General features: G+C 65.5%; 25 protein-coding genes. 5 read left to right on the top strand and 20 right to left on the bottom strand.

Annotated features, from left to right (window positions below; genetic code table 11):
• Window positions 1-3 precede the first annotated feature (3 nt).
• Window positions 4-1,368 carry an MFS transporter gene (locus CN97_RS03555; RefSeq protein ID WP_035708273.1) on the bottom strand — a complete coding sequence of 455 codons (1,365 nt, stop codon included), beginning with the start codon at window positions 1,366-1,368 and terminating at the stop codon, window positions 4-6.
• 470 nt (window positions 1,369-1,838) lie between these two features.
• The gene (locus CN97_RS03550; protein WP_035707341.1) at window positions 1,839-2,366 is read right to left on the bottom strand and encodes an acyl-CoA thioesterase; all 528 of its coding nucleotides are present in this window, start codon (window positions 2,364-2,366) and stop codon (window positions 1,839-1,841) included.
• A 116-nt stretch (window positions 2,367-2,482) separates the two neighbouring features.
• Here CN97_RS03550 and CN97_RS03545 point away from each other — a divergent pair, with 116 nt between their 5' ends.
• The 3 genes from CN97_RS03545 (at window position 2,483) to CN97_RS03535 (ending at window position 6,004) form a co-directional block, all read left to right on the top strand.
• Window positions 2,483-2,770 (top strand): YggT family protein, encoded by a 288-nt coding sequence (locus tag CN97_RS03545; RefSeq protein ID WP_035707339.1) that lies wholly within the window; start codon window positions 2,483-2,485, stop codon window positions 2,768-2,770.
• Window position 2,771: 1 nt separating this feature from the next.
• Complete coding sequence (recQ, locus tag CN97_RS03540) at window positions 2,772-4,835, top strand: DNA helicase RecQ (protein WP_035707336.1); 2,064 nt, start codon at window positions 2,772-2,774, stop codon at window positions 4,833-4,835.
• A gap of 65 nt (window positions 4,836-4,900) precedes the next feature.
• The gene (locus tag CN97_RS03535; protein WP_035707333.1) at window positions 4,901-6,004 is read left to right on the top strand and encodes an alkene reductase; all 1,104 of its coding nucleotides are present in this window, start codon (window positions 4,901-4,903) and stop codon (window positions 6,002-6,004) included.
• Window positions 6,005-6,006: 2 nt separating this feature from the next.
• On the opposite strand, the gene CN97_RS03530 is transcribed toward CN97_RS03535, so the two are convergent.
• Complete coding sequence (locus tag CN97_RS03530) at window positions 6,007-6,837, bottom strand: alpha/beta hydrolase (RefSeq protein WP_035707330.1); 831 nt, start codon at window positions 6,835-6,837, stop codon at window positions 6,007-6,009.
• Between the two features lie 121 nt (window positions 6,838-6,958).
• On the opposite strand from CN97_RS03530, the gene kynU reads away from it, so the two are divergent.
• Window positions 6,959-8,152, top strand: a complete 1,194-nt coding sequence (gene kynU / locus CN97_RS03525) for a kynureninase (protein WP_035707327.1) — start codon at window positions 6,959-6,961, stop codon at window positions 8,150-8,152.
• Here the strand turns inward: kynU and mnhG are convergent, their stop codons facing one another.
• From mnhG to puuE, 9 genes are all read right to left on the bottom strand, one after another.
• Complete coding sequence (gene mnhG / locus CN97_RS03520; RefSeq protein WP_035707324.1) at window positions 8,153-8,545, bottom strand: monovalent cation/H(+) antiporter subunit G; 393 nt, start codon at window positions 8,543-8,545, stop codon at window positions 8,153-8,155. It lies immediately after the preceding gene.
• Complete coding sequence (locus tag CN97_RS03515; protein WP_035707322.1) at window positions 8,542-8,823, bottom strand: K+/H+ antiporter subunit F; 282 nt, start codon at window positions 8,821-8,823, stop codon at window positions 8,542-8,544. Before CN97_RS03515 ends, mnhG begins: the two co-directional genes overlap by 4 nt.
• On the bottom strand, window positions 8,820-9,302 hold the full coding sequence (locus CN97_RS03510; RefSeq protein ID WP_035707319.1) for a Na+/H+ antiporter subunit E: 483 nt from the start codon (window positions 9,300-9,302) through the stop codon (window positions 8,820-8,822). The genes CN97_RS03515 and CN97_RS03510 overlap by 4 nt, the downstream gene beginning before the upstream one ends.
• On the bottom strand, window positions 9,299-10,987 hold the full coding sequence (locus CN97_RS03505) for a monovalent cation/H+ antiporter subunit D (protein WP_051910934.1): 1,689 nt from the start codon (window positions 10,985-10,987) through the stop codon (window positions 9,299-9,301). Before CN97_RS03505 ends, CN97_RS03510 begins: the two co-directional genes overlap by 4 nt.
• On the bottom strand, window positions 10,987-11,328 hold the full coding sequence (locus CN97_RS03500) for a Na+/H+ antiporter subunit C (protein WP_035707316.1): 342 nt from the start codon (window positions 11,326-11,328) through the stop codon (window positions 10,987-10,989). Before CN97_RS03500 ends, CN97_RS03505 begins: the two co-directional genes overlap by 1 nt.
• Window positions 11,328-14,243, bottom strand: a complete 2,916-nt coding sequence (locus CN97_RS03495) for a monovalent cation/H+ antiporter subunit A (protein WP_035707313.1) — start codon at window positions 14,241-14,243, stop codon at window positions 11,328-11,330. The genes CN97_RS03500 and CN97_RS03495 overlap by 1 nt, the downstream gene beginning before the upstream one ends.
• A 198-nt stretch (window positions 14,244-14,441) precedes the next feature.
• Window positions 14,442-15,224, bottom strand: a complete 783-nt coding sequence (locus CN97_RS03490; RefSeq protein WP_051910933.1) for a YoaK family protein — start codon at window positions 15,222-15,224, stop codon at window positions 14,442-14,444.
• Window positions 15,225-15,289: 65 nt separating this feature from the next.
• The gene (locus tag CN97_RS03485; protein ID WP_035707310.1) at window positions 15,290-16,111 is read right to left on the bottom strand and encodes a bifunctional allantoicase/(S)-ureidoglycine aminohydrolase; all 822 of its coding nucleotides are present in this window, start codon (window positions 16,109-16,111) and stop codon (window positions 15,290-15,292) included.
• Entirely contained in the window at window positions 16,108-17,526 is a 1,419-nt protein-coding gene (gene puuE / locus CN97_RS03480; protein ID WP_035708266.1) for an allantoinase PuuE, read from the bottom strand. Before puuE ends, CN97_RS03485 begins: the two co-directional genes overlap by 4 nt.
• 147 nt (window positions 17,527-17,673) lie before the next feature.
• Between puuE and uraH the strand changes: the two genes are divergently transcribed.
• Complete coding sequence (uraH, locus tag CN97_RS03475; RefSeq protein ID WP_035707308.1) at window positions 17,674-18,021, top strand: hydroxyisourate hydrolase; 348 nt, start codon at window positions 17,674-17,676, stop codon at window positions 18,019-18,021.
• Between the two features lie 273 nt (window positions 18,022-18,294).
• Here the strand turns inward: uraH and infB are convergent, their stop codons facing one another.
• The 8 genes from infB to era form a co-directional block, all read right to left on the bottom strand.
• Window positions 18,295-20,814 (bottom strand): translation initiation factor IF-2, encoded by a 2,520-nt coding sequence (infB, locus tag CN97_RS03470; protein WP_035707305.1) that lies wholly within the window; start codon window positions 20,812-20,814, stop codon window positions 18,295-18,297.
• Window positions 20,811-21,443, bottom strand: a complete 633-nt coding sequence (locus tag CN97_RS03465) for an RNA-binding protein (RefSeq protein WP_035707302.1) — start codon at window positions 21,441-21,443, stop codon at window positions 20,811-20,813. The genes infB and CN97_RS03465 overlap by 4 nt, the downstream gene beginning before the upstream one ends.
• An 18-nt stretch (window positions 21,444-21,461) precedes the next feature.
• Window positions 21,462-23,078 (bottom strand): transcription termination factor NusA, encoded by a 1,617-nt coding sequence (nusA, locus tag CN97_RS03460; protein WP_035707299.1) that lies wholly within the window; start codon window positions 23,076-23,078, stop codon window positions 21,462-21,464.
• Window position 23,079: 1 nt separating this feature from the next.
• Window positions 23,080-23,682, bottom strand: coding sequence for a ribosome maturation factor RimP (rimP, locus tag CN97_RS03455; RefSeq protein ID WP_035707296.1), 603 nt, complete (start codon window positions 23,680-23,682; stop codon window positions 23,080-23,082).
• 263 nt (window positions 23,683-23,945) lie between these two features.
• Window positions 23,946-24,665 carry a DNA repair protein RecO gene (recO, locus tag CN97_RS03450; RefSeq protein ID WP_176408623.1) on the bottom strand — a complete coding sequence of 240 codons (720 nt, stop codon included), beginning with the start codon at window positions 24,663-24,665 and terminating at the stop codon, window positions 23,946-23,948.
• Window positions 24,662-25,231 (bottom strand): AAA family ATPase, encoded by a 570-nt coding sequence (locus CN97_RS03445; protein WP_035707291.1) that lies wholly within the window; start codon window positions 25,229-25,231, stop codon window positions 24,662-24,664. The genes recO and CN97_RS03445 overlap by 4 nt, the downstream gene beginning before the upstream one ends.
• A gap of 20 nt (window positions 25,232-25,251) precedes the next feature.
• Window positions 25,252-25,587: a DUF1491 family protein gene (locus CN97_RS03440; protein ID WP_035707288.1), complete on the bottom strand. Its 336-nt coding sequence runs from the start codon at window positions 25,585-25,587 to the stop codon at window positions 25,252-25,254.
• Window positions 25,580-26,494 (bottom strand): GTPase Era, encoded by a 915-nt coding sequence (gene era / locus CN97_RS03435; protein WP_035707285.1) that lies wholly within the window; start codon window positions 26,492-26,494, stop codon window positions 25,580-25,582. The genes CN97_RS03440 and era overlap by 8 nt, the downstream gene beginning before the upstream one ends.
• Between the last annotated feature and the right edge of the window lie 4 nt (window positions 26,495-26,498).

Below are 26,498 nucleotides of genomic sequence, written 5' to 3'. Positions count from 1 at the left end.
AGTTCAAACCGTCCGCTCACCTTCGGGATCGACCCAGAGTAGCAGCAGAAATCCCATTAGGAAAAGCACGATAACGGGAAGGATGCCGATCTGCTGGCTTCCGCTCATCGCCGTGACGAATCCTATGGCAAGCGGCGCAATAAACGCCGTTGCCTTGCCGGTAAGCGCGTAAAGCCCGAAGGCTTCCGTCATCCGGCCCGGTTCCGCCTGCCGGACCATCATGGTGCGGCTGGCCGATTGCAGCATGCCGCCCGCGGCACCGATGATGCAACCGACGAGGAAGAAGGCCATATCCGGCACGGAAGACCCCGGCCCGATGCTCAGGCCAAGCACGCTGTCGCGCGAGATGCTCATCACCGCCCCCCCGACCGCGATCATCACGAGAAGAGAGGCCACGATCACCGGCTTCGGCCCGAAGCGGCTGTCCGCCAGCCCGCCGATCCACGCAAAGACCGCGCCGAAGATTGCAGCGAGGATGCCGAAAACCCCCACGAACTGCACCGGCCAGCCCAGCACGCCCACCGCATAGATCCCGCCGAAGACGTAGAACCCGTTCAGGGCATCGCGATAGAACATGGATGACAGCAGGAAGGCCAGCATGCTCCGCCGTCCCGGCAGACGGCGGAGGGTCTGGCGCAGATCTCTCATCGCCTCCCTCATCGCCTCTGTCGCTGTGCGAGGGAGACCCCGGCCGGGAGCGCGCGGCGGCTCCCGCACCCAGAGGAAGAACGGCACCATGAAGATCACGTACCACAGCGCCGTGAAGGGGCCGACGAAGCGCGTTCCTTCCCGCATCGCGGGGTCCAGCCCGAGGGCCGGGGGAAGACCGAGGAGGGTTCTGCCCCCCTCGCCTTCCGCGAAGAACGCGAGCATCAGGATCAGGGCAAGAACTCCGCCCACATAGCCGAACGCCCAGCCGGAGCCGGAGAGCCGCCCGATCTGCTCCCGGGTGCCGAGATCCGGCAGCATGGCGTTGGTGAAGATCGTGGCAAGCTCCATCCCGATCAGACCGAGGCCGAAGGACAGCAGCACGAAGGTCAGATTCGGATCGCCCGGCGCCGCGAACCACAGGCCAGCCGCACCCAGAACGTAAAGGACCGAGAATGCCGCAACCCAGCCGATCCGCCGACCGCCCTTGTCCGCCACCGCGCCAAGCAGGGGCGCCAGAAGCGCGATCACCACCCCCGCAAGGCCCACACCGAAGCCCCAGACCGCCTGCGCCCGGCTTCCGTCACCCAGCAGCGACGCGATGTAGGGCGCGAAGATGAAGGTCAGCAGCAGCGTTGCATAGGGTTGGCTTGCCCAGTCGAAAAAGAACCAGCCCCAGATGCGCCGCTTGGCTGCTGCGTCGTCTGTCGTATTCGGCAAATTCCGCTCCCGTCGCCAAGTGATCTGCTCGACAAGGAACGAGCCCCGCGGCATTAGACCCGGCCTCCGTTGGATCGCAAGCCCCGTGCCGGCGCGAGGGCCGCGCCTTTCGGAGTTGTCCGGCACGAGCCGGGGATCGCAACGCCTTGGAACCGGAGGCCCGAAATTGGAATCGGCCCGGTTGCCATGCCGCCCTCGCGACCACCGGCCCGGCGCCGTGCCCGGAACCAGCGACCTGTCTTTCTGGCAAGCCAGGCTCGCGGCCTTCTTCACACATGGCCCTATCGATGAAACTGTGGCATGCGGCGCGCGGTCCTGAGCTTGACGACCCAAACGGGTGAGAAGCACCACTGTCACGACACTCGCGTTTTCGGCGACCAACGGAACGGACGCGGCCAAACCGCGTGATCGCATCTGAACCTCCGAAGGGCCGAACCCTCTACGGCCAGGAGAGAACAGTCAGCACAGAGTTAGCTCTGCGGTGGCCAGGGCCGCGTTGCATCCGCCTTGCCCCAGGCCAGCACCCAGTCGGGCAGCGGCGGCGGCGCACCCCAGCCGGTTGCGGCGATGAACGACGCGGGCGGAAGCAGCTTGCCAGCCCCGAGCAGCGCGCCGCGGATCAGCACGCCGCTGGTACACTCGCCCTCGCGCCACATGCTTTGCTCGATGTAGAAGAACCGCTCGTCCCAGCCAAGAAACCGGCTCCGCATCTCCACCTTCTGAAATACCGTCACGCGGCGGCGGTAGCGGGTCGTGCTGCCCGCGACGGTGATCCCCCAGCGGTTCCGGCGCAGCACGTCGAGCATTCCCGTCCGCTGCGCCAGGGATATACGCCCGATGTCATAAAGCGTCAGCGTCCGCCCGTTGTTCAGCTCCCGCCAAGGGTCCATGTCCCAGGGCATGAGCCGCAGGTGGCAGACATGCGTGTCATAGGGCCCGAGCCGGGGCTGGCGACGGGCGCGGAGCAGTTCGCAGGTGAAGCGGCGGAGCGGATACATGCCGCCCGCTTGCCCGGGTCAGGTCGTCGCGGTCAAGCGAAACGTCGCGGAAGCGGTTGCGCGCCGGGGGCTGGCGCTTTACCTCTGGTGTTCTCACGCCACAATGCGGTTTCCAGATGGTTTCGCTTCTCCAGATCCTGCTCCTGATCCTCGACATCGTCTGGTTCATCGTCATCGCCCATGTCATCATGAGCTGGCTCATAAATTTTCAGGTGCTGAACCTGCGACAACCGCTGGTCGCCTCCATCTGGGATGGGCTGAACCGGCTGCTGGAGCCGATCTACTCACGGGTCCGCTCCATCCTGCCCGCGATGGGCGGGCTCGATCTCGCGCCGCTGCTGGTGCTGGTGGCGATCTATGCACTCAGGATCATCCTGCTGAACAACGCCTCCGCCTTCTACTGAGATGACAGCGCCCGCGCCCTCACCGGAGGCGGTTCTCGCCTCCGTCTTCGGATTCCCGAGCTTCCGGCCCGGGCAGGCGGAGATCGTGGCGGCGGTGCTGGCCGGGCGAAATACGCTCGCCATCATGCCGACCGGCGGTGGCAAGTCGCTCTGCTTTCAGCTTCCCGCGCTTTGCCGGGAGGGGGTGACCGTCGTCATCTCCCCTCTCATCGCGCTGATGCGGGATCAGGTCCGCGCGCTCCGGGCGGCGGGGGTGGAGGCTGGCGCGCTCACTTCCGGCAATACGGAGGAGGAGACGGAGGAGGTCTTTGCCGCGCTGGACGAGGGGCGGTTGAAGCTTCTCTACATGGCGCCGGAAAGGCTGGCCTCGGGCGGAACCTTCGGGCTTCTCCAGCGGATCGGCACCCGGCTCATAGCGGTGGACGAGGCGCATTGCGTGAGCCAGTGGGGCCACGATTTTCGCCCCGATTACCTGCGGATCGGAGAATTGCGCCGGCGGCTCGGCGTGCCGCTCGCCGCCTTCACCGCCACGGCGGATGAGGAGACGCGGGAGGAAATCGTCGCCCGCCTCTTCGATGGCGAACGGCCCGAAACCTTCTTGCGCGGCTTCGACCGCCCGAACATCCATCTTGCATTCCAGCCCAAGGACCAGCCGCGCCGCCAGATCCTCACGTTTGCCGAGGCAAGGCGGGGCCTGTCGGGGATCGTCTATTGCGGCACGCGCGCCAAGACCGAGGCCCTCGCAGCCGCGCTGCGCGAGGCGGGCCACCCGGCCTGCCACTACCACGGCGGGATGGAGGCGGATGACCGGCGGGAGGTGGAAACACGCTTTCAGCAGGAGGACGGGCTGATCGTCGTGGCAACGGTCGCCTTCGGCATGGGGATCGACAAGCCGGATATCCGCTGGGTCGCCCACGCCGACCTGCCCAAATCCGTTGAGGGCTATTATCAGGAGATCGGGCGCGCGGGCCGCGACGGTGCCCCGGCAGAGACGCTGACCCTTTTCGGACAGGACGACATCCGCTTCCGCCGCACGCAGATCGACGAAGGGGTCGCCCCGGATGAACGCAAGGCCGCCGATCACGCCCGGCTCAACGCGCTCCTCGGGCTGGCGGAGGCGCTCGGCTGCCGCCGGCAGGTGCTGCTCGGCTATTTCGGGGAGAATGCGGAGCCTTGCGGCAACTGCGACCTGTGTGAAACCCCGCCGGAGGTGTTCGATGGCACGGAGCCGGTTCGCAAGGCGCTTTCCGCCATCCTGCGCACCGGCGAATGGTTCGGCGTCGGCCATCTGACCGACATCCTGACAGGCCGGGCCACGCCCAAGGTCAAGGAACGCGGCCATGATGCCCTGCCGACCTTTGGCGTCGGGCGGGAGTTCGATACGGCCGGCTGGGGCGCGGTCTTCCGTCAGATGATGGGCCGGGATCTGGTGCGGCCAGACCCGTCCCGCCACGGCGCGCTGCGCCTGACAGAAATCGCCCGCCCCGTGCTGCGGGGAGAGGCGCCGGTGATGCTCCGGCGCGACCTTCTGCGCCGCGCGCGGCCGCAGACCGTCGCCAAGGCGCTGGTCGCGGAGGAGGACGCGCCGCTCCTCTCCGCGCTCAAGGCCAAGCGACGGGCGCTTGCGGAGGCGCAGGGCGTACCTGCCTACGTGATCTTCACGGACAAGACACTGATCGAGATGATAGAGCGCCGCCCCGGCACACTGGATCAGATGGCCGGCGTGAGCGGGGTCGGCGCAAAGAAGCTCGAAAGCTATGGCCCCGCCTTTCTGGCCGTATTGAATGACGAACGCGCGGAGCCTGTGCATCCTCAACGGCGCAGGCTGGCGGGCACGGGGGCCGCGGATGTTTTCGACCGGCTGGCGGAAGCGCAACGCGCGCTGGGGCGCGGGGACGGGACGGAAAAGCCGCTCAGCCTGACAGCCAGCGCTCTCCGCCGCATAGCACAGGCGCGGCCTCGCACGCTCAGGGATCTGGATGCGGTGGGTCACCTCGGCCCCCAGAAGCTCGACCGCTTCGGAGCCGCGTTTCTGGAAATCCTGGATGAACGCAGATCGGGTTGAACTCTCCGGTGCAGGACCCCAGTTTCCTCTTCTGCGTCAGTTCAACCGCAGAAGGAGACCTCCCAATGACGGAACCAAAGCTGTTCACCTCGATCAAGGTCGGGGATATCACCCTGCCGAACCGCATCGCGATGGCCCCCCTCACCCGCAACCGCGCGCTGCCCGAAGGCGATATCCCACGCGAGATGAACGCGGAGTATTACGCCCAGCGCGCCACTGCTGGCCTCATCATCAGCGAGGGCACGCAGATTTCCCCGCAGGGCAAGGGCTATGCCTTCACCCCCGGCATCTACAGCGCCGCGCAGGTGGAGGGCTGGAAGCGCGTGACCGAAGCCGTCCATGCGAATGGCGGCCACATCGCTGCGCAGCTCTGGCATGTCGGGCGCGTGTCCATTCCTGCGCTGCAACCGGATGGCCAGGATCCGGTCGGCCCGTCAGACATTCCCTCCGGCTCACGCACCTACGACGGGCAGGGTTTCGTACCGACGAGCACACCCCGCCCCCTGCGGACAGATGAAATCCCCGGCATCGTAGCCGATTACGTGAAAGCCGCCCGCAACGCCCGTGACGCGGGCTTCGACATGGTCGAGATCCATGCCGCGAACGGCTATCTGCTCGACCAGTTCCTCAGAGACGCCGTCAACACCCGTACCGACGCCTATGGCGGCAGTGCGGAGAACCGCGTGCGCTTCCTTGACGAAGTCGTCGCGGCGGTGGTGGCGGAGATCGGCGCGGGCCGGGTCGGCGTCCGGCTCAGCCCCTGGGCCAAGGCGAACAACGCACCGCTCGACAGCGATGTGCCGGGCACCTACGGGCTGGCGGTCGATGCGCTGAACCGTCATGGCGTCGCCTTCCTGCATGTGGTCGAAGGCATGACGGGCGGTCCGCGTGACGATGCGCCTGCGGATCAGATCGCAGCTCTGCGCGAACGGTTCGATGGCGTCTATATGGCCAACAATGGTTATGACCGGCAGACGGCAATCGACGCCGTGGAAAGCGGGCGCGCGGACATGGTGAGCTTCGGAAAGCTCTTCATCGCGAACCCGGATCTGGTCGAACGGTTGAAGAGCGATGCCCCCTTGAACGCCGCTGATCAGAAGACGTTCTACGGCGGCGGCCGCGAGGGCTATACCGACTATCCGTTCCTCGAAACCACCGGCGTCGCCTGACGTCAGACGGAGAGGAGAGCGCGTGTCAATGCGCTCTCCGGCTTCTCCAGCGCATCGAGCACGTTGAAGTGGTGCCTGTCCGGCGCCACATGATTGGCGGTACTGATGCCGAATCCCGTCCATATGTTGGACAACAGAGCGGACTGGCGCAGAAACTCCGACCGCTCCGCTCCCCCTGCCCATGTCGCGAGCATGAATCGTCCGCGCGGCGCAAGCAGAACCGGGCTTTGGGCCGCCGCCTCCGCCGCATCCAGGCGAAGGGTCGCATTCATCTGTGTCGCAAGCAGCGGCCGCAGGTCATGCAGGCCCGAGATCGACAGGACAGAAGCGACCCGCTCCTGCACCGTCTCGGGCAGCGGTGATCCTGCGGCCATCAAGCGGGTGACGATATTGCCCCCGGCGGAATGGCCCGACAGATGGATCGGCCCTTCCACCAGCGCCGCCGCATGGGAGATCGCTTCCGCCACCTGACGGGAAATGTCGGAAATCCTCACCTCGGGACACAGGACATAGCCGGGCATTGCCACCGCATAGCCCCGCGACACAGCCCCTTCTGCGAGATGCGACCAGAAGGAAGGATCCAGGCTCATCCAGTAGCCGCCATGCACGAAGATGACGAGACCGCGTGGCGTTCCCTCTGGCAGAAACAGATCGTAGTGGTTGCGCTCATGCGGGCCATAGGCCCGCTTTCGCAGGATGATGAACCGCCCGCTTGCCTTTTCACGCCAGGATGCAGCGCGCTCGGCCCAGAGCGCGGGATAACGATCGCCACCCGCGATGTATTTCGTATTGGCATAGGCATCCGTGAAATCGGCGATGCGGTGATGGATCATGGCGGCTTCCTCCCGGCGATTGCCGCGACACCCTGCCTCCTGCGGCCGGGAGGGTCCAGAGCCTGCCGTTGCCAGGGCGGGACCGATCCCCTTATCCTCCCGTACAGACCGGAGGAGAGAGATGACCGATTTCAACCAGACCCGCGCCGCCTTCGATCTGCCGGAGGGCGTGATCTACCTTGACGGCAACTCCCTCGGCCCCCTGCCGCGCGGTGCGGCCGAGAGGGTGGGGCGGATGATGACGCAGGAGTGGGGAAGCCTGCTGATCCGCGGCTGGAACGAGGCGGGCTGGTATGTCCAGCCCAGGCGTGTGGGTGACAGGATCGCCCCGCTGATCGGAGCGGAGCCGGGCAGCGTCGTGATGGGCGATACCCTGTCCATAAAGGTGTTTCAGGCCCTCTCCGCCGCCGTGGCAATGCGACCGGGGCGGCGGGTCATCCTTTCCGACAGCGGCAACTTTCCTTCGGACCTCTATGTGGCGCAGGAGCTGGTCGCGGCGCTGGATCGCGGGCTGGAACTTCGCATCGTGGCACCGGAGGAGGTAGAGACAGCGATCGACGACACCCTCGCTGCAACCCTGCTGACGGAGGTGGATTACCGCACCGGGCGGCTTCATGACATGGCAGCTCTGACGGCCAGGGCCCATGCGGCAGGCGCGCTCGCCATCTGGGATCTGGCGCATTCGGCGGGGGCCCTCCCCGTTCATCTGGCGGAGGCCGGGGCGGATTTCGCCGTGGGCTGCACCTACAAATACCTCAACGGTGGCCCCGGCGCGCCTGCCTTCATCTATGTGGCGCCTCGCCATGCGGAGACGGCGCGCCCGGCACTGGCGGGATGGATGGGCCATGCCGCGCCCTTTGCCTTCGATCCGCGCTGGATACCTGCCTCCGGCATAGAGCGGATGCGCGTCGGCACACCTCCCGTGCTGGGGCTGACCGCATTGGAAGCGGCGCTGGACATCTGGGAGGGTGTGTCGCTCGATGCGGTGCGGCGGGAGTCGATCCGCCTGTCGGAAGCGTTCATCGCGGCGGTTGCAACACGCCTGCCCGGGCTGCCTCTTGCCTCACCGAGAGCGCCGGAGCACCGGGGAAGTCAGGTCTCCTTCCGCCATCCCGAGGCCTATGCCATCGTTCAGGCCCTGATTGCGCGAGGCGTGATCGGCGACTTTCGCGCACCAGACATCATGCGCTTTGGCTTCACCCCGCTATACCTGACACTGGCGGAGGTGGAGAAAGCCGCAGGCCTGCTGGCGGACGTGGTGCTGACGGAGGCATGGAACCAACCGGAGTTCCGCGTCAGGGCGCAGGTGACCTAGTCAGTCCTCTGCGCCTTTCGGGTCCAGCGCCCGCTCTGCCCGCTCCAGCGCCGCCCGCTTCTGCTCCGCTTCCGCCTTTTCCGCCTGATGACGGTAGAGAACGGCCCGGCCGAGGAGCATCAGCGTGACCGGCGTCGTGATCATGATGAAGATGGCGATCAGCAATTCGTGGATGACCGGCTTCCCTGTCACAAAGGTGGAGACGATCATCGAGCAGATCGCGATGCCGGCGACGCCCCAGCTCGTCCCGAGCGTCGGCGCGTGGAGGCGCTCGAAGAAAGTGGAGATTCGCGCCAGCCCGAAGGAGCCGATAAGGGCCAGGGTCGCTCCGATCACCAGGAAGGTCGCGGCGGGAATGGCCGCCCAGAGCGGAAGGTCGATGGCGGGGTTCATTCGATCACCTCGCCGCGCATCAGGAACTTCGCCAGTGCCACCGTCGCCACGAAACCGAGCATCCCGATGACCAGCGCCGCCTCGAAGAAGAACACGTTGCCGGAACGGATGCCGACAGTCAGCAGGAACAGCATTCCGTTCACATAGAGCGTATCGAGGCCCAGCACCCTGTCCTGCGCCCGCGGCCCCACCAGAATGCGCCATGTGGCAAAGCACATGGCAAGCACGAGCGCCACCTGGGCATAAAGAACGGCGGCCGTCATGATCGTATGGCTCATTCGAAGACCTCCATCAGCATCGCCTCATAGCGGTTCTTGACCACGCGCCTCCAGTAACCTTCCTCCTCCTCATCGAAGACATGGAGAAGAAGCCGCCCATCCTGCGTCCGGTATTCCACCCAGGCCGTGCCCGGCGTCGCAGTGATGGTGATGGCCAGCAGCGCCAACGCTGTCGGATCGCGGAGATCGAGCATGATCTCCACCAGATGCGGGTTGCGCTTCTTGTTGGAGACGATGGCCCAGGCGACGCTCCAGTTCGACTTGATGATGTCCCAGCCGAGGATGGCAAACATCTTCGGGATCACGCTCCAGCGCCGGATGCGGGGTTTCGAAGGTTGCAGGCGCACCATCACCTGGCTGGCCACCAGTGCCACGGCCAGCCCGAGGATCAGATTGCCGAGCGAGAACCGCGTGAGGATCAGCCACATCAGCGTCAGCATCAGCGCGAGCAGCGGATAGGGAATGTAGCGGCGGATCATTGCGTCACCCCCCCGGCAGAAGCACGGCCATTGCCGGTTTCAGAGAGCGGAATACCCGTGGAAGGCTGCTCCGCCGTCACCGCATGGATATAGATGGCGGGATTTTCCAGCATCGCCCCGGTCTGGCCGAGATACCGCATGACAGGCCGCGCCTCCAGCGTGAGCAGCAGAGAGAAGCCGATCAGCATCACGATGGGAACGAGTTCCGCCACCCGTATCCGCGGCGCGATCTCCTCCATCGGCGCCCAGAAGGTGTGGATGCCGATACGGACCAGAACCACCAGCGTTGCAAACCCAGACAGGATCAGGAGCGCGATATAGGCCCAGACAACGGGCGGCACCGGTTGTGACGCCGGTCCTGCCAACGCTCCGGTAATCAGGCCGACCTTGCCCAGAAAGCCGGCAAGCGGCGGCATCCCCGCCAAGATCAATGTGATCACCGCAAAGGACAGAGCAAGGATCGTATGGGTCGCGGTCAGGAACAGGCCGCCGTCCGTCTGCTCCGGCTCATCCTCCGGATCCTGGTCGCCGAAGCCATAGGCATCCGCCGTCACGGCCAGCATCGTGGCAATGGCACCCTGCTCCCGCTCCATCAGTTCGGAAATGAGGAAAAGCGCACTCGCCGCCAGAGTGGAAGCCAACATGTAATACAGCGCGGAGGCATACATCTGCGGTCCGGAGAAAATGCCAAGCCCGATAGCCGACAGGATCGTGCCCGCCGAGATCAGCACGCTGAAGCTCGCAACCCGCGGCAGGCCCTGTGCCGCCATGAGACCGATCATCCCATAGAACAGCGTCGCAAGACCACCGAGCAGCACGACATAGGCGCCAAAGCCCGCCGCCACCGTCGCATCCGCCCCGAAGAGCAGCGTCGACAGCCGCAGGATCACGTAAAGGCCGACCTTGGTCATCACCGCGAATATGGCACCCACCGGCGCCGCGGCCGACATATAGGCCCCCGGCAGCCAGAAGGAGAGCGGCCACATGCCCGCCTTCACCGCGAAGACCACCCCCAGAATTGCCGCCGCCGCGAGAACGAGCGGACGATCCTCCGCCGGCAGGACAGACAGCTTCAACGCCAGATCAGCCATGTTGAGCGTGCCGGTCACGCCATAGATCAGGCTCACGCCCACCAGGAAGAAAAGCGATGCGACAAGGTTGACCGCAATGTAATGCAGCCCCGACCGTACGCGCGCGCGCCCCGAGCCATGCAGAAGCAGGCCGTAGGACGCCGCCAGCAGCACCTCGAAGAACACAAACAGGTTGAACAGGTCGCCCGTCAGAAACGCGCCGTTCAGGCCCATCAGCAGGAACTGGAACAGACTGTGGAAATGCTGGCCCTGCCTGTCCCATCCGGCGGAGGCGAACAGCAGGGCGGGAAGCGCGAGACAGGCGGTCAGCAGCAGCATCAGCGCCGAAAGCCGGTCCAGCACGAGAACGATCGTGAAGGGGGGCGGCCAGTTGCCCAGCAGATAGACGCCGACATCGTTGCCGCCGGTGCTGTTGGAACCCTCGCTCTGCGCCAGAAGCATGCCCGCGACGATCAGCAGCGACAGGGTGGAGATGAGGCTGATGACGAGCCGTGCCGCGCGGGCGCGGTCGTCGTAGAACAGCATCAGTGCGCCCGCGACGAACGGGATCAGGATGGGTGCGACGATCAGGTGGTCGGGAAGCGTGCCGTTCATCAGTCGCGCTCCTGCCCGTCCACATGGTCCGTTCCCGTGAAGCCGCGGGACGCCATGAGCACCACCAGAAACAGCGCCGTCGTGGCGAAGCTGATGACGATGGCCGTCAACACCAGGGCCTGAGGAACCGGGTCGGTATAAAGCGACGGATCAACGGTACCGCTTTTCTGCAGGATGGCAGGGGCACCCGGCCGTAGCCCGCCCATGGAGAAGATGAACAGGTTCACCCCATAGGACAGCAGGCATAGCCCGATGATGACTTGATAGGTCCGGGGGCGCAGGATCAGCCAGATCCCCGATGCGCAGAGCACCCCGATGGCAAGGGAGAGAACGATTTCCATCAGGCGGCCTCTTTCGGGTCTTTTTCTTCCGGCTCCCGCTGCTTGCGGCTCGAGCGGATGGATTGGTGGGCGATGGCGATGAGCATCAGCAGCGTCGCGCCAACGACGAGAGAGAACACGCCGAGGTCGAACAGCAGCGCCGTCGCCGCGGGCACGTCTCCGATCCAGGGCACGTGCACGTAGCGGGCATGTGCCGTCAGGAACGGATAGCCGAAGAGCCACGCCCCCGCCCCCGTTGCCACCGCGATCAGCATGCCGGACGCGATCCAGCGGACGGGAAGCACGGTCAGCTGATCCTCAACCCATCGCGCATTGGCCGCGAGATACTGGAGCAGGAAGCCGATCGCCATGACAACGCCGCCCGCAAATCCGCCGCCCGGAAGATCATGCCCGCGCAGGAACAGGTAGACCGACAGCACGATGATCGGCGGGAACATCCAGTGCATGATGACAGAGGGCACATAGAGGTAGTCGCGGATCGTCTGCTCGTCCTCCCGTTCCTCGCTGTCGCGGTCGATACGGGACTGGAAGCGCTGCTGCTCCGGTAGCTCGACGCTTTCCTGCGACGGGCGGAAGCGGCGGAGCAGGGCAAAGACCGTCAGCCCCACGACACCCAGCACGGTGATTTCCCCGAAAGTATCGAAGGCCCGGAAGTCCACGAGGATGACGTTGACCACATTGGTGCCGCCGCCTTCGGAATAGGCGTGCTCCAGGAACCAGTCCGCGATGGGGCGGTCCGTTCCCGCCGTCATGATCGTGTAGGCAATCGCCGCCACACCCGCCCCGCAGATCACCGCCAGCGCGAAGTCCCGCCAGCGGCGCGCACGGTCCGTCACGTTGACATCGACCCGGATATCCTGCTGGCGCTTCGGCAGCCAGCGGAGGCCGAGCAGCAGGAGCACCGTCGTCACGATTTCCACCACGAGCTGCGTCACCGCAAGGTCGGGAGCGGCGAGCCAGGCGAAGGTCATGCAGGTCACCACCCCCGCGCCACCCAGCAGAACAAGCGCCGCGAAGCGGTGATACTTGGCCTGATGGGCCGCGCCGATGGCGCAGGCGCCGCCCACGACCCAGATCATCGCGAAGGCGAGGCTCGGGGCCTCGTCGGGGAGCTGCGGCGTGAACTGGAAGCGGCCCCAGAGCGTCAGCCCGACCAACCCCAGCACGATTGCCACCAGCCAGCGAAGCTGCGGCTGGAGTCGTTCCGTCGCGATGTAGCGGATGAGGATGCGCGGCCATTTCCAGGTGAGCGCGAGCACCGTCCGGTCGAACATGTCCTCCCCCGACAGGCGGTGGAAGAACGGCGCGCCCTCCGGCCCTTCGGGGAGCCTCCGGGCCAGAACGACATAGATCGCGACACCGACGACGATGGCCAGAATGCTCATCACCAGCGGCAGGTTGAAACCGTGCCACAGCGACAGGCTGTAATAAGGCAGGTCGCGCCCCAGCACCGATACGGCGGCGGAGTAGAGGTAGGGCCCGATGGTCGCAGCCGGAAAGATGCCGACCACGACGCAGATCAGCACCAGCAGCTCCACCGGCCGCCGCATGAGGGCGGGCGGCTCATGCGGCACTTTCGGAAGGTCGATGGGCGCGGGTCCGAAAAACACCGCATGGATGAACCGCAGGGAATAGGCGACGGCGAAGGCCCCGGCGAGGGTCGCGATATACGGCATCGCATTGTCCAGCACCGAGCCGTTGTGCCATTCGGCGGCCTCGGCGAAGAACATCTCCTTGGAGAGGAAGCCGTTCAACAGGGGGACGCCCGCCATGGCGGCCGCAGCCACGATGGCCAGCGTCGCGGTAATGGGCATGAGCTTGTAGAGGCCCGACAGACGGCGCATGTCGCGTGTCCCCGTCTCATGGTCGATGATGCCCGCGGCCATGAAGAGCGATGCCTTGAACACCGCATGGTTGCCGATGTGGAAGATCGCCGCGACAATGGCGAGCGGGCTGCCGATCCCCGCCAGCGCGGTGATGAGGCCAAGGTGGCTGATGGTGGAATAGGCCAGGAGTCCCTTGAGGTCATGCCGGAAGAGCGCCGTGACCGCGCCGATCAGCAGCGTGATCATGCCGACGCCGCCGACGATCCAGAACCACTCCGGCGTGCCGCCGAGAACGGGCGAGAAACGGATGAGCAGGAAGACACCCGCCTTCACCATCGTGGCGGAATGCAGGTAGGAGGACACCGGCGTAGGGGCCGCCATCGCATTCGGCAGCCAGAAATGAAAGGGGAACTGCGCCGATTTGGTAAAGGCGCCCAGCAGCACGAGGATCAGCACCACCCTGTAGAGCGGATGCTCCCGCACCAGGTCGCCCGAGGCAAGAACCCAGTCCAGATCGTAGGAGCCGACGATATGGCCAAGGATCAGCACGCCGACCAGCAGGCACAAACCGCCACCGCCCGTGACCATGAGCGCCATCCGCGCCCCGTCCCGTGCCGTCGCGTTGTGATACCAGAACCCGATGAGCAGGAAGGAGAAGACGCTGGTCAGCTCCCAGAACACCACCAGCATGATGAGGTTGCCCGACACGAGCATCCCCGTCATCGCGCCTGTGAAGGCGAGGAGATAGCTGAAGAACCGTGGCACCGGATCCTTGGTCGTCAGGTAATAGCGGGCGTAGATGACCACCAGCAGCCCGATCCCGAACACCAGAAGCAGCATGAACCAGGCGAACCCGTCGAGGCGCAGCGTGAAATCCAGCCCGAGCTCCGGCAGCCAGCGGATGCGGTTTCTGAGGATCACCCCGTCCAGCACATAGGGCCGGAGCACATAGAGGATCACCACCCCCAGCGCATTCACCGCAGCAGACACCCATGTCACGGCATCCCTTGCCCGCGGACTGAGCGTGAGCACTGCGAGACTGCCGATGAAAGGTAAGCAGACGAGAAGGAGCAGGAGGTTCTGTTCTATTTTGGTCTCTCCTTTTCAATCACGTCACGCCAGCCGGGAGCAAACGTATGCGCGGTCTGTTTCGCCTTCGTGGCAATGTCCACGTTGGCATGATGTTGGCTGGGTGTTGAGCCATCCATAAGGAAAGTTGGCGAGACCCGCAAACACGTCACACCCCAATTTACGGCTAAATTACAGATTTCCAGACTGTTGCGACAGTCAGACGCGGGCGATACGCCGCCCTGCGAAAAACATCGGCAATGAGATGGCCAGCAACAGCAGCCCGAGCGGCATCGCAAAGACAAATCCGAATCTTCCGAAGCCCACCGCGCCTACGATTCCCCCCGCCAGAAAGGCGCCAAGAATCCGCAACAGCATCCGCAGGTTCGGCCCGTTCACCCGCACGCCACTCCCCGGCGCGACCAGGCCATAGGCGGCGCGGCCTGCCTCGATCCCGACATCGGTGATCATCCCCGTCGCATGGGTGGTGCGGATGCGGGCGCCGGAGATCTTGGTGATCGTCGCGTTCTGCAGGCCCATGACGAAGCAGAGCATCATCATCGCTGCCAAAAGGCCCGGCTCCCCTGCTTCCCGCGCGGCGCCGCTGCCGAAGGTAGCGAAAAGGAGAAGGAGAATACCCTCGACCGTCAGGGGCAGGGCATATTGGCGCCGCCGCTGACGGTGACGCTCCCGCGCCCAGTTGATGAGCACCGCGCTCAGCGCCGCGCCCAGCATGAAGCAGAGGATGGCGCCAAGGCTTATGCCGAGCATCCTGAGATTCATCAGTACCAGACCATCCGCGACCTGCGACAGATAGCCCGTCATGTGCGAGGTATATTGCCCGACGGCAAAGAACCCGCCTGCATTGGCGCATCCCGCGATGCCGGCCAGAAAGGTCGCAAGCGCGAGATCCGCCCCCCGCGAACGCCGGTGGCTCACCAAGGCGCGCGCCGCCTCCACCGGACGGCGAAGGTGGCGGTTCCGCAACGGCCGTGTGCCCATCGTCCGACCCCGTTATCTCTCTGGGGCTGACGATAGGCAGCGCGGGCCGCGGTGAACAGACCCCTTCAGAAGCGGCGGAGCCGCGCGTGGCGGTTCACGTCCTTGTAGAGCAGATAGCGGAACGGACGGTCGCCCGCCGCATAACAGGCCTGCGGGCAGAAGGCGCGGAGCCACATGAAGTCCCCCGGCTCCACTTCCACCCAGTCGGTGTTCAGCTTGTAGACCGCCTGACCCTCCAGCACGTAGAGACCATGCTCCATGACATGCGTCTCCTCGAACGGGATGCGCGCGCCGGGGCGCAGGGTCACGATGTTCACATGCATGTCGTGGCGGATGTCCGACGGCGAGACGAACCGCGTGGTGCCCCAGCGTTCACCCGTGTCAGGCATCCAGCTGATCTCGATCTCCCGCTCATTGGCCACGAAGGCTTCGGGGATATCCACGCCGGGCGCCGTTTCATAGAGCTTGCGCACCCAGTGGAAACGCGCGGGCCCGTGGCCCGGATTGCGCAGCGTCCACTTCAGCCCCGGCGGCAGATAGGCATATCCTCCCGCCGACATCGCATGGGTCATCCCGCCGTAGGTGAGCGCGAGCTCCCCTTCCACGACGAAGATCACGCCTTCCACACCGGCGTCCGGCTCCGGCGCGTCGGAGCCGCCGCCCGGCGCCACATCCATGATGTATTGCGAGAAGGTCTCCGAAAATCCGCTCATGGGCCGCGCGATCATCCAGCCATGCGTCTTGTCCCAGCCGGGAAAGAGGCTTGTGACGATATCGCTCATCACGCCCTTGGGGATGAAGCAATAGGCCTCGGTGAAGATGGCCCGCCCCGTCATCAGTCTGTCCTGCGGGGGCAGCCCGCCCATTCCGGCGTAATATCCACTCACGGCAGCATGTCCTTCAGTCGGAGTTCGGCGATCCGCTCCACCTGCCGGCAGGCGGTCTCTATCTCGGTCGGTGTGTGATTCTCGATCCGCGCCTCGAAGGCGGCAAGGATCTGGTCCTTCGTATGGTCGCGCACCGCGATGATGAAGGGGAAGCCGTGCTTCTCCACATAGGCGGTGTTGAGCCTGGTGAAGCGCTCCCGCTCCTCGTCGGTGAGCGCGTCCAGCCCGGCGGAAGCCTGCTCCGCCGTCGATTCGGCCGTCAGCCGCTTGGCCGCTGCCAGCTTGCCCGCCAGATCAGGGTGAGCACGCAGCACGCCCAGGCGCTCCGCCTCCGTCGCGCTGCGGAAGATGCGGGTCAGCGCCGAATGCATGCCGATCGCGCAATCATGCTCCGGGCCGAGCTCCAGACCCCAGGCGCGTTCGGCGATCCAGGGAGAATGCTCATAGACGCTGCCGAACCGCGCCACGAAAGCGTCCTGCGCCAGAAGCGTCGGACGGTCGCGACGGCCTGGCGCGGGATGGGTGCGGTGCCAGTGCTCGGCAATATCCACACGGCGCGCGAACCAGACGCCTTCCTTCTGCCGGGCATACTGCAGAAACTTCTTCAGCCCGGCGAGCTTGCCGGGACGCCCGATCAGACGGCAGTGCAGCCCGACCGAGAACATCTTGGGCGCGCCCTCCACTCCCTCCTCATAGAGCGTGTCGAACGTGTCCTTCAGATAGGTATAGAACTGCTCCCCGGTGATGTAGCCGGGCGCGGTGGCGAAACGCATGTCGTTCGCTTCCAGCGTATAGGGGATGATGAGCTGGTCATGCCCCTCCACATCGAGCCAATAGGGCAGATCGTCGTCATAGGTATCGGAGACGTAGTCGAAGCGCCGCGTTTCCGCGGTCAGCCGCACGGTATTGGCGGAGGACCGCCCCGTGTACCAGCCGCGCGGGGCCTGTCCCGTAACCTCGGTATGCAGCCGGATCGCCTCGGCGATCTGCCGGCGCTCCTCGTCCTCCGGCATGTCCTTGTGCTCGACCCATTTCAGCCCGTGGGACGCAATCTCCCAGCCCGCCTCCTGCATCGCGCGGACCTGAACCGGGCTGCGGGCAAGCGCCGTCGCCACGCCATAGATCGTCACGGGAATGTCCATGGCCGTGAACAGCCGGTGCAGCCGCCAGAACCCGGCCCGCGCGCCGTATTCGTAGATGGATTCCATGTTCCAGTGCCGCTGTCCCGGCCACATGGCCGCGCCCGCGATATCGGACAGGAATGCCTCGGAGGCTGCGTCGCCATGCAGGACGGAATTCTCGCCCCCCTCCTCATAGTTGAGGACGATCTGCACGGCGACCTTCGCGCCGCCCGGCCACTTCGGATCGGGCGGGTTGGCCCCGTAGCCCAGCATGTTGCGCGGATAACGGTTCATTTTCATTCCCTCTTCTCGGTCGTTTCTACCCCGGAGCGGAGCGTCGGATTATCAGAAAATCTCGAAAGCACCTGTTCGGGCGAAAGACTGTCGCTTTCCCTGACGATCGCAGGCATGAAATGCCGAATGCAGATGAGGAGGCAAGAGATGGCGGCGGGATATCTGACCACCCATGTTCTGGATACCGCGCAGGGTGTGCCTGCATCGGGGATGACCGTGGTGCTCTACCGGCTGACCGGTGAGGACCGGCAGGAGCTGCGGCGGCTCGTCACCAATTCGGACGGGCGCACCGACGGGGCGATCCTGCCCGCGGACAGCTTCGCCACCGGGGATTACGAGCTGGAATTCCATGTCGGCGCATACCTGCTCGCGCAGGGGACAGAGCCGCGCTTTCTCGACATTGTGCCGATTCGCTTCCGTATGGCCGAGGACAGCCATTACCATGTGCCGCTGCTGGTCTCTCCCTACAGCTACTCCACCTATCGGGGGAGCTGAGGCCCCGCGCACCCCCCACGCCAGCGACCATCGAGGCCGCTCACGCAAGTTCATCACCTGCTTTGCCGGCCTTTCGCCGAACCGCGCGGGACACGCGAGGATGGAGTGCGGGCGCCCATATCTCACGCGCGGCCCCTCACATGCGTCTGATAATCTGCCCTCAGTAACGGCCACAGGGCGTGCGAGGCACATACAGCCTTGAGAAAGGTGGAGCGGAGAAATGAAAACGCCCGGAGCAGAAACTCCGGGCGTTTTCGCATTCTGAAATCTCGATCAGGCGAGCGTGCGCTCGACTTCCTCACGCTCGAAGATCTCGATGATATCACCGGCACGGATATCATCGTAATTCTCGAAGGCCATGCCACATTCCTGACCGGAAATGACTTCCTTGACCTCGTCCTTGAAGCGTTTGAGTGTCTTGAGCGTACCTTCGTGGATGACCACGTTGTCGCGCAGGAGCCGCACACCGGCGGAGCGCCGCGCCACACCTTCGGTAACGAGACAGCCCGCAACCTTGCCGACGTTGGACACCTTGAAGACTTCCCGGATCTCGGCATAGCCGATGAAGTGCTCCCGCACTTCGGCCTTGAGAAGACCGGAGGCCGCGGCTTTCACGTCGTCGACCAGATCGTAGATCACCGAATAGTAGCGGATCTCCACACCCTTCTGGTTCGCGGCGGCGCGTGCAGGAGCATTCGCCCGCACGTTGAAGCCGATGACCGGCGCGCCCGAAGCTTCGGCAAGACCGATGTCGCTTTCGGTGATCGCACCCACGCCGGAATGCAGCACGCGAACGCGAACCTCGTCGTTACCGACCTTCTCCAGCGCCTGGGTGATCGCCTCGGCAGAACCCTGCACGTCCGATTTCACCACCACCGGCAGCTCCGCGACGTTCTTGTCGGCCTTGGCCTTCGCCATGAGCTGTTCAAGAGTTGTCGCCGCCCCTGCCGCCGCGCGTTTGTCCTTCGCGGCCTGCTCCCGGTAATCCGCGATCTCGCGGGCCTGCGCCTCGGTCTCCACGACGTTCAGCACATCACCGGCTTCAGGCGTGCCGTTCAGGCCCAGCACCTCGACCGGAACCGACGGTCCAGCCTCGTCCACCCGCTCGCCCTTGTCGTTGATGAGAGCGCGGACCTTGCCCCACTGCTCACCCACGACGAAGATATCACCGCGTTTCAGGGTGCCGTTCTGCACCAGAACCGTCGCAACCGGGCCCCGGCCCACGTCGAGCTTGGCCTCGATCACCGCCCCCATGGCAGACCGATTCGGGTTTGCCTTGAGGTCGAGGATCTCCGCCTGAAGCGCGATGTTCTCCAGCAGGGTATCAAGACCCTTGCCGGTCAGAGCCGACACTTCGACGTCGAGCACGTCACCGCCCATCTCCTCCACGACAACTTCGTGCTGGAGCAGGTCCGTACGGACCTTGTTCGGGTTGGCGGAAGGCTTGTCGATCTTGTTGATCGCCACGATCATCGGCACACCGGCGGCCCGGGCGTGGTTAAGCGCCTCCACCGTCTGCGGCATCACCGCGTCATCCGCAGCCACCACCAGCACGACGATATCCGTCACCTGCGCGCCACGGGCCCGCATGGAGGTGAAGGCCGCGTGGCCGGGCGTGTCGAGGAAGGTCAGGAGCGCACCCGATTCCGTCCGCACCTGATAGGCGCCGATGTGCTGGGTGATCCCGCCTGCCTCGCCCGAGACGACGGAGGTCTTGCGAAGCGCATCAAGCAGAGAGGTCTTGCCGTGGTCGACGTGGCCCATGATCGTCACGATCGGCGGACGGGGCTCCAGATCCTCGGCCTTGTCCTCGACCGTGTAGATCACCTGCTCCACGTCGGCATCGGAGACCCGGACCGCATTGTGGCCGAATTCCTCGATGATGAGTTCCGCAGTGTCGGCGTCGAGCGTCTGGTTCATACTGACCATCATGCCCATCTTCATCAGCGCCTTCACCACGTCCGCGGCCCGTTCGGCCATGCGGTTGGCAAGCTCCTGCACCACGATCGTCTCGGGAAGCTGCACGTCGCGTGCCTGCTTCTCGCCCGTGTTGCGGCCCATCGTCTTCTGACGGGCCTTTTCCTGCTTGCGCTTCATTGCGGCAAGCGACCGCTGCCGGCCGCCCGCGTCAGACAGGGCTTCCGTCAGGGTGAGCTTGCCCGCACGCCGGCCGTCACCGCCCTTGTTGCGGGACGTCCGGTCGCTTTCGCGCTCACGATCGCGGTCGGTCTTGCGGGGGCCAGGGGCCGCCTTGGAGGTGCCGCGCTGGGTCGGCGGCTCTTCGGCCGGTTTGGGCTGCTGAGCCGCGGCGGCAGCGGCGGGCTTGCGAGCCTCGCGCTCCTTCTCGCGGCGCGCCTTTTCCTCGGCCTCGGCCTTGGCACGGGCTTCTTCCTCGGCCTTCAGGCGCAGGGCTTCTTCCCGCTCGCGCTCTTCGCGCTCCTTGGCCTCGATCTCGTCGCGGCGCCGCTGGCGCTCTTCCTCGCGCTCCCGCTCCTCGCGTTGGCGCTGCTCGGCTTCATCCGCCTCGCGGGCCTTGGCGGCCTGCACGGCACGGAGCCGGCGCTCCATCTCCGCGTCGGTGATCCCGGCGGGACGCTTGGACGGGTCGCCCAGATGCGGCGAGCCGCCGGCCTTGGCCGAACCTGCACCCGGCTTGGGAACCACCACGCGTTTGCGTTTGGTTTCGACGACGACATTCTTCGTCCGGCCGTGGCTGAAGCTCTGCTTCACCTGACCCGGACGAGAACCGCCACCACCCAGCCCGAGGGGCTTTTTACCGTCTGTTTCGCTCATGCGTCTTTCGTATCCTTCCCGACGGCCCGGCCGCCGATCTGCCCGCGCAATCCGGCGAGCTTTGCGGCTTCCTCTACAACACGGGTTGCGAGTCCGCCAGCCGCAAGCGCGCCGTGTATCGCATGTTCCCGCCCGAAAGCCAAACCCAATTCCGATGCCGTCAGGCACCCAATGAACGTATTCATTCCACCCGGTGGGTGGAGCTTCGTCTTGCCCCGTTCAGACCCGTCGGAGGCCTGTATCAGGACGACGGCCCGGTCCTTGTCGAGCCAGTCTTTCACCTTCTCGAACCCCGCCACTGCCTCTCCCGCCTTGCGGGCCAGCGACACGAGATCCACGACACGCCGCGCCACCATCGCCTCCACCTCGTCGGCGAGATCCGGCGGAACAGTTACGGCGCGGCGGGCGGCGCGGGAAAAGAGGCCCTTGCGGGCCGCCTTGTCCACCGCCGCCCTGTCGGCCGCGACCCATATGCCACGACCGGGCAGCTTGCCCGTCACGTCAGGGAAGATCCGGTCTTCCGGCCCCACGACGAAACGGATCAGCCCCTGCCGGGGCTGAACCTCTCCGGTGACGATGCAGCGCCGTTCAGGCTCTTCGCGCACCTTTTCACGACCTCCACGCGTCAACCGCAACCCGGACGTCGATCAGACGTCCGCCTCCTCTTCCGCTTCTTCCTCGACCTCGTCGGCGGCCTTTTCAAGCTCCGACGGATCGACCCAGCCCAGAAGCACGCGCGCGGTCATAACGAGCCGCTGCGCCTCTTCGAGGCTCATGTCGAACTTCTCGAGCAGGCCCTGATCCTTCACGCGCTCGCCGTTGACCGTCGTCCAGCCACCCGCAAGTTCCCAGTCGGCGCAGGTCGCGAAATCCTCAAGCGTCTTCACGCCATCTTTCGCCAGCGTCTCTACCATCTGGGGAGTGAGGCCCTCGAATTCAATCAGGCTATCCTCTGCACCGAGCGTACGGGCATTCTCCAGCGCCTTGCGATTGGCCTCTTCGAGTTGATCGCGGGCACGTGCCTGAAGCTCCTCTGCGGTCGATTCGTCAAAGCCGTCGATGGACAGAAGCTCCTCCACATCGACATAGGCCACCTCTTCGAGGTTGGTGAAGCCTTCTGCGACCAGAAGCTGCGCCAGCGTCTCGTCCACATCCAGCGCTTCCATGAAGAGGCCGGTCCGTTCGGCGAATTCCGCCTGACGACGCTGGCTCTCCTCGGCCTCGGTCATGATGTCGATGTCGAGCGCGGTGAGCTGGCTGGCCAGACGCACGTTCTGACCGCGCCGCCCAATGGCGAGCGAAAGCTGCTCATCCGGCACCACGACCTCGATCCGGCCGCCGTCCTCGTCGATGACGACCTTGGACACTTCCGCCGGTTGCAGCGCGTTCACGAGGAACGTCGCCTGATCCTGATTCCACGGGATGATGTCGATCTTCTCGCCCTGAAGCTCATTGACCACGGCCTGCACACGCGAGCCGCGCATACCCACGCAGGCCCCCACCGGGTCGATGGAATTGTCATAGGAGATGACGGCAATCTTCGCCCGGGAGCCGGGATCGCGGGCCACGGCCTTGATCTCGATGATGCCGTCGTAGATCTCCGGCACTTCCATCTTGAACAGTTCCGCCATGAATTGCGGATCGGTGCGGGACAGGAAGATCTGCGGGCCGCGGGCCTCACGCCGCACGTCCTTCACATAGCAGCGGATACGGTCGCCGATACGGTAGGATTCGCGGCCGATCTTCTCGTTCCGGCGCAGGATGCCTTCGCCCCGGCCGATGTCCACGATGACGTTGCCATATTCCTCGCGCTTGACCTGACCGTTGATGATCGTGCCCTTGCGGTCCTTGAATTCCTCGTACTGGCGATCCCGCTCGGCTTCGCGGACCTTCTGCAGGATGACCTGCTTGGCCGATTGCGCGGCGATCCGGCCGAGGTCCACAGGGGGCACCTCGTCCACGATCTCATCGCCGATCTGCGGGTCGGCCAGATACTGCTTCGCCTGCTTGACGGTGAGTTGCGCCTGGTAGTTCTCGACGTCCTCGTCCGGCGTGACGGTGCGGACGCGGGTAAAGGTCGCGCGGCCGGTCTTCCGGTCGATCTTCACCCGGATGTCCATCTCGGCGCCGTAACGCGACTTGGCCGCACGGGCGAGGCTTTCCTCCATCGCCTCGATGACGAGGCCGGGGTCGATCATCTTCTCGCGCGCCACCGCTTCGGCGGTCTGCAGCAGTTCGAGCTGGTTGGCAGAGGTGATTGCCATGTCAGGCCTCCTCGTTGTCGGTGTCGGGGTCTGTATCGGGTTCGTCTTCGATGTCGTCGTAGCGGCTTTCGTCGATCACGCCCGCGTCCTTGCGCTGGCGGAGCATCTCCGCGATCAATTCGTCGGTCAGGATCAGCTTGGCGTCGGAGAGCCACTCGAACTGCAGTCCGATGGTCACATCCTCGCCCGGCTCCTCCAACTCGATCAGAATCTCATCGCCCTCGGTGCCGCGGAGGAGGCCCTTGAAGCGCCGCCGTCCGTCGATCAGTTCCGTCGTCTCCACGCGGGCTTCATAACCTTCCCACATGTCGAAATCCTTCAGTCGTGTCAGCGGCCGGTCGATACCGGGGGAGGACACCTCCAGCGTGTAGGCCTCCTCCAGCGGATCCTCCACGTCCAGCACGGCGGACACGGCGGTGGAGATCCTGGCGCAGTCCTCCACCTCGATGCCGCCCTCCGGGCGGTCGGCCATGATCTGAAGGGTGCGCGTCTTGCCGCCCATGAGACGGATGCGCACAAGCTCGAAGCCCAGACCTTCGATGGTCGGCCCAACGATCTCGGCCAGGCGCCGGTCGATGGCTGTCTTCGCAATGAGGTCGGTCATGGGGATGCTCCCAGGCGGCAGGCGGAAAATAAAAAACGGGCGCGCGGCCCGTCGAATATCTCCGGTGGGTCCGGGGGTGGAGGCCGGACGCCGCTGCTTGCAGGCGATATAGGCTTTTCAGCGGGGGAAAGCAAGGGCGGTCCCCTGCAAATGCGCCGAACAGGGGCAGGAGCGCTCCCGCCCGTTCTGAGCGGCAAAGCCGCCCTCGCCGATTGGGCCCGGGCGCCGCGTCGCGGGCCCGGGCGCGCGAAGCGGATATCGGCTCAGGGCACGGACAACAGCACCACAAGCCGTCGCCGCGCCTCCGGCAACGGGCGCCCGACCAGCTCCTCCGCCAGCCAGCGCTCCATGAAATGACCCGTGGTCAGAAGCCCCGCCGTCAGACCGGCGGCATCCGCCGGACCTGCCACCAATACGTCAGGCCGCGGGAGCAGGCGATCCGCCCACTCCCCCGCCGCCGCGCGTGTCACCGCCCGTCCCGTTCGCGGGCTGACATAGGCCAGCCCCTCCGCCTCTCCCGTCACCGCGCAGCGCCCGAGATCGAGGCCGAAGCCCATCTCGGCCAGCAACGTCACCTCCCAACGCAGGTAGTCCGCTTGCCAGCCAGGAGTGGAGAGCCGGTCTAACAGCGTCTCCGTCGCGGCATAGAGGGCCGGATGCGGCTCCCGCTCGGGCAGGGAATAGACAAGCAGCGCGGCTACCGACGCGAGCGCGGCAAGCGCCGCACGGTCCCCGAACAGCGCGCCTGCCCGCTCCCGCAGAGGTTCCACCGCAAAGCTGCCGAGATGCTGGTCGAGCCGCGCCCGCCAGTGGAGCGCAAGCTGCGCCCCCGGTTGCAGCACGGGCGCCATCCGGCGAGAGCCACCGCCGTGCACGACGCCCGCATGCAGACCATGCCCAGCGGTCAACACCTGAATGATCGCCGCACTTTCGCCATGCGGGCGAATCGCGAGGAGGATGCCCTCATCCTGCCAGTCCATCAGGCTTTGCCCTCCTGTAGCCTTGCCGGCGCGCCGCTCCCCAGCACAAGGCGCACAAAGGCCGCCCGCTCCGCGATGGAGGCGCGCGGAAGCTCGACCAGTCGATAACCGGCTGCGGTATAGGTTCCCCTCATGGCTTCGGCGGTGGCCTGCGCTTCAGTAGCGTCCTGCCGCCGTTCCCTGTCGGGGCCGAAGATCTCCGGCCAATAGGGGGCAAGAAAGACGGGATCGTCGTAACGGAAGAGCTCCATCGCGCGTTCCACATGGGAAGGGACCGGGAGGCCGACGACCCGCAGATACCCGGCGACATCCGGCACGCCCCGGTCGAAGATCACCGGACCGGAAAGCTGGTCTGCGGACTCATGCGAGCGGATTTCCCAAGCCAACATGCTTTCGGCGAAAAGGGCCGGATCGCGCCAGGGAAGAGCGGGCCCGTCGATCGCCTGCCCGGCCCGGATGAGAGCGCGCCCGGCCTCCGGCATGACGGCAAACCCGTCCGCCGCGAGCGCCGTGATGAGAGAGGTCTTGCCCGATCCCGGCCCCCCGGTGATGACAATGCGTCGCGGCATGGCGCCCCTCCCCTTGCCGTTCAGCCGAGCCCCGCTTCGTCCAGAAGCGTGCGGCCCTGACGATCCTCTATCTCGATGACCCAGAGGTCGGGGTCGTAACGGCGCTGGCGGGCGATGGCGGCATCCACCTCCGGCTCCGGCCCCTCTGCCAGCATCTCCCAGCGACGGGTGTCCGCCATGGGATCCCAGATGCGGTGTGAGGCCCGGGCGGTTCCATCAAGCAACGCCACCTTCACCAGCACAGCACCGGCAGTCGGATCGCCCTTCGCCGTCACATAGGCAGGGATGTCGTTGAGCCCCAGCCGGCGCAGATAGGCGGAAACCCAGAAATCGGCGGTGAGCCGGGCTTCAGGCATCGCCGTCGCGGAAGTCGAGACCCATCTCGCTGTAGCGCTCGCGCTCCTCCAGCCAGTTCTCGCGCACGCGGACCTGAAGGAAAAGGTGCGCCGGACGCCCGAGGAATTCGGTGATATCGACCCGCGCCGCCTGCCCGATGGCCTTCACGGTTTCGCCCTTGTGGCCCAGAACGATGCCCTTGTGGCCGTCGCGGGCGACGTAGATCACCTGTTCGATACGGACGGAGCCATCCGGCCGCTCCTCCCACTTCTCCGTTTCCACGGTGAGATTGTAGGGAAGTTCCTCATGCAGCCGCAGGGTCAGCTTCTCCCGCGTGATCTCCGCGGCGATCATGCGCATCGGCAGGTCGGCGATCTGATCCTCCGGGTAGAGCCACGGCCCCTCCGGCACCTCGCCCGCCAGCCATTCGCGAAGATCGTCCACGCCATAGCCCTTCTCGGCGGAGATCATGAAGGTCCGTTCGAACGGATAGGCTTCGTTCATCTCGGCGGAGAGCGCGAGCAGCACCTCCGCCTTCACGCGGTCGATCTTGTTGATGGCAAGCGCCACGGGCCGGTTCTGCACCCGCTCCTTCAGAGCGTCGATGATCGCGCGGGTGCCGTCGGTCAGTCCGCGATGCGCCTCGATCAGCAGAACCACGACATCGGCATCCGCCGCCCCGCCCCAGGCGGCCGCGACCATCGCCCTGTCCAGCCGCCGCCGCGGGCGGAACAGGCCGGGCGTATCGACGAAGACGAGTTGCGACTGCCCCTCCATCACGATGCCCCGGATGCGGGCGCGCGTTGTCTGCACCTTGTGGGTGACGATGGAGACCTTGGCCCCCACCATACGGTTCATGAGCGTCGACTTGCCGGCATTCGGCTCGCCGATCAGAGCGACGAAACCAGCGCGGGTCGTCTCGGTCATGCGA

Origin of the sequence: Haematobacter massiliensis (assembly GCF_000740795.1) — a bacterium.
Lineage (GTDB): Bacteria > Pseudomonadota > Alphaproteobacteria > Rhodobacterales > Rhodobacteraceae > Haematobacter > Haematobacter massiliensis.
The sequence above is the reverse complement of the archived record's forward strand: the minus strand, read 5'-3'. Positions and strand labels throughout refer to the sequence as shown.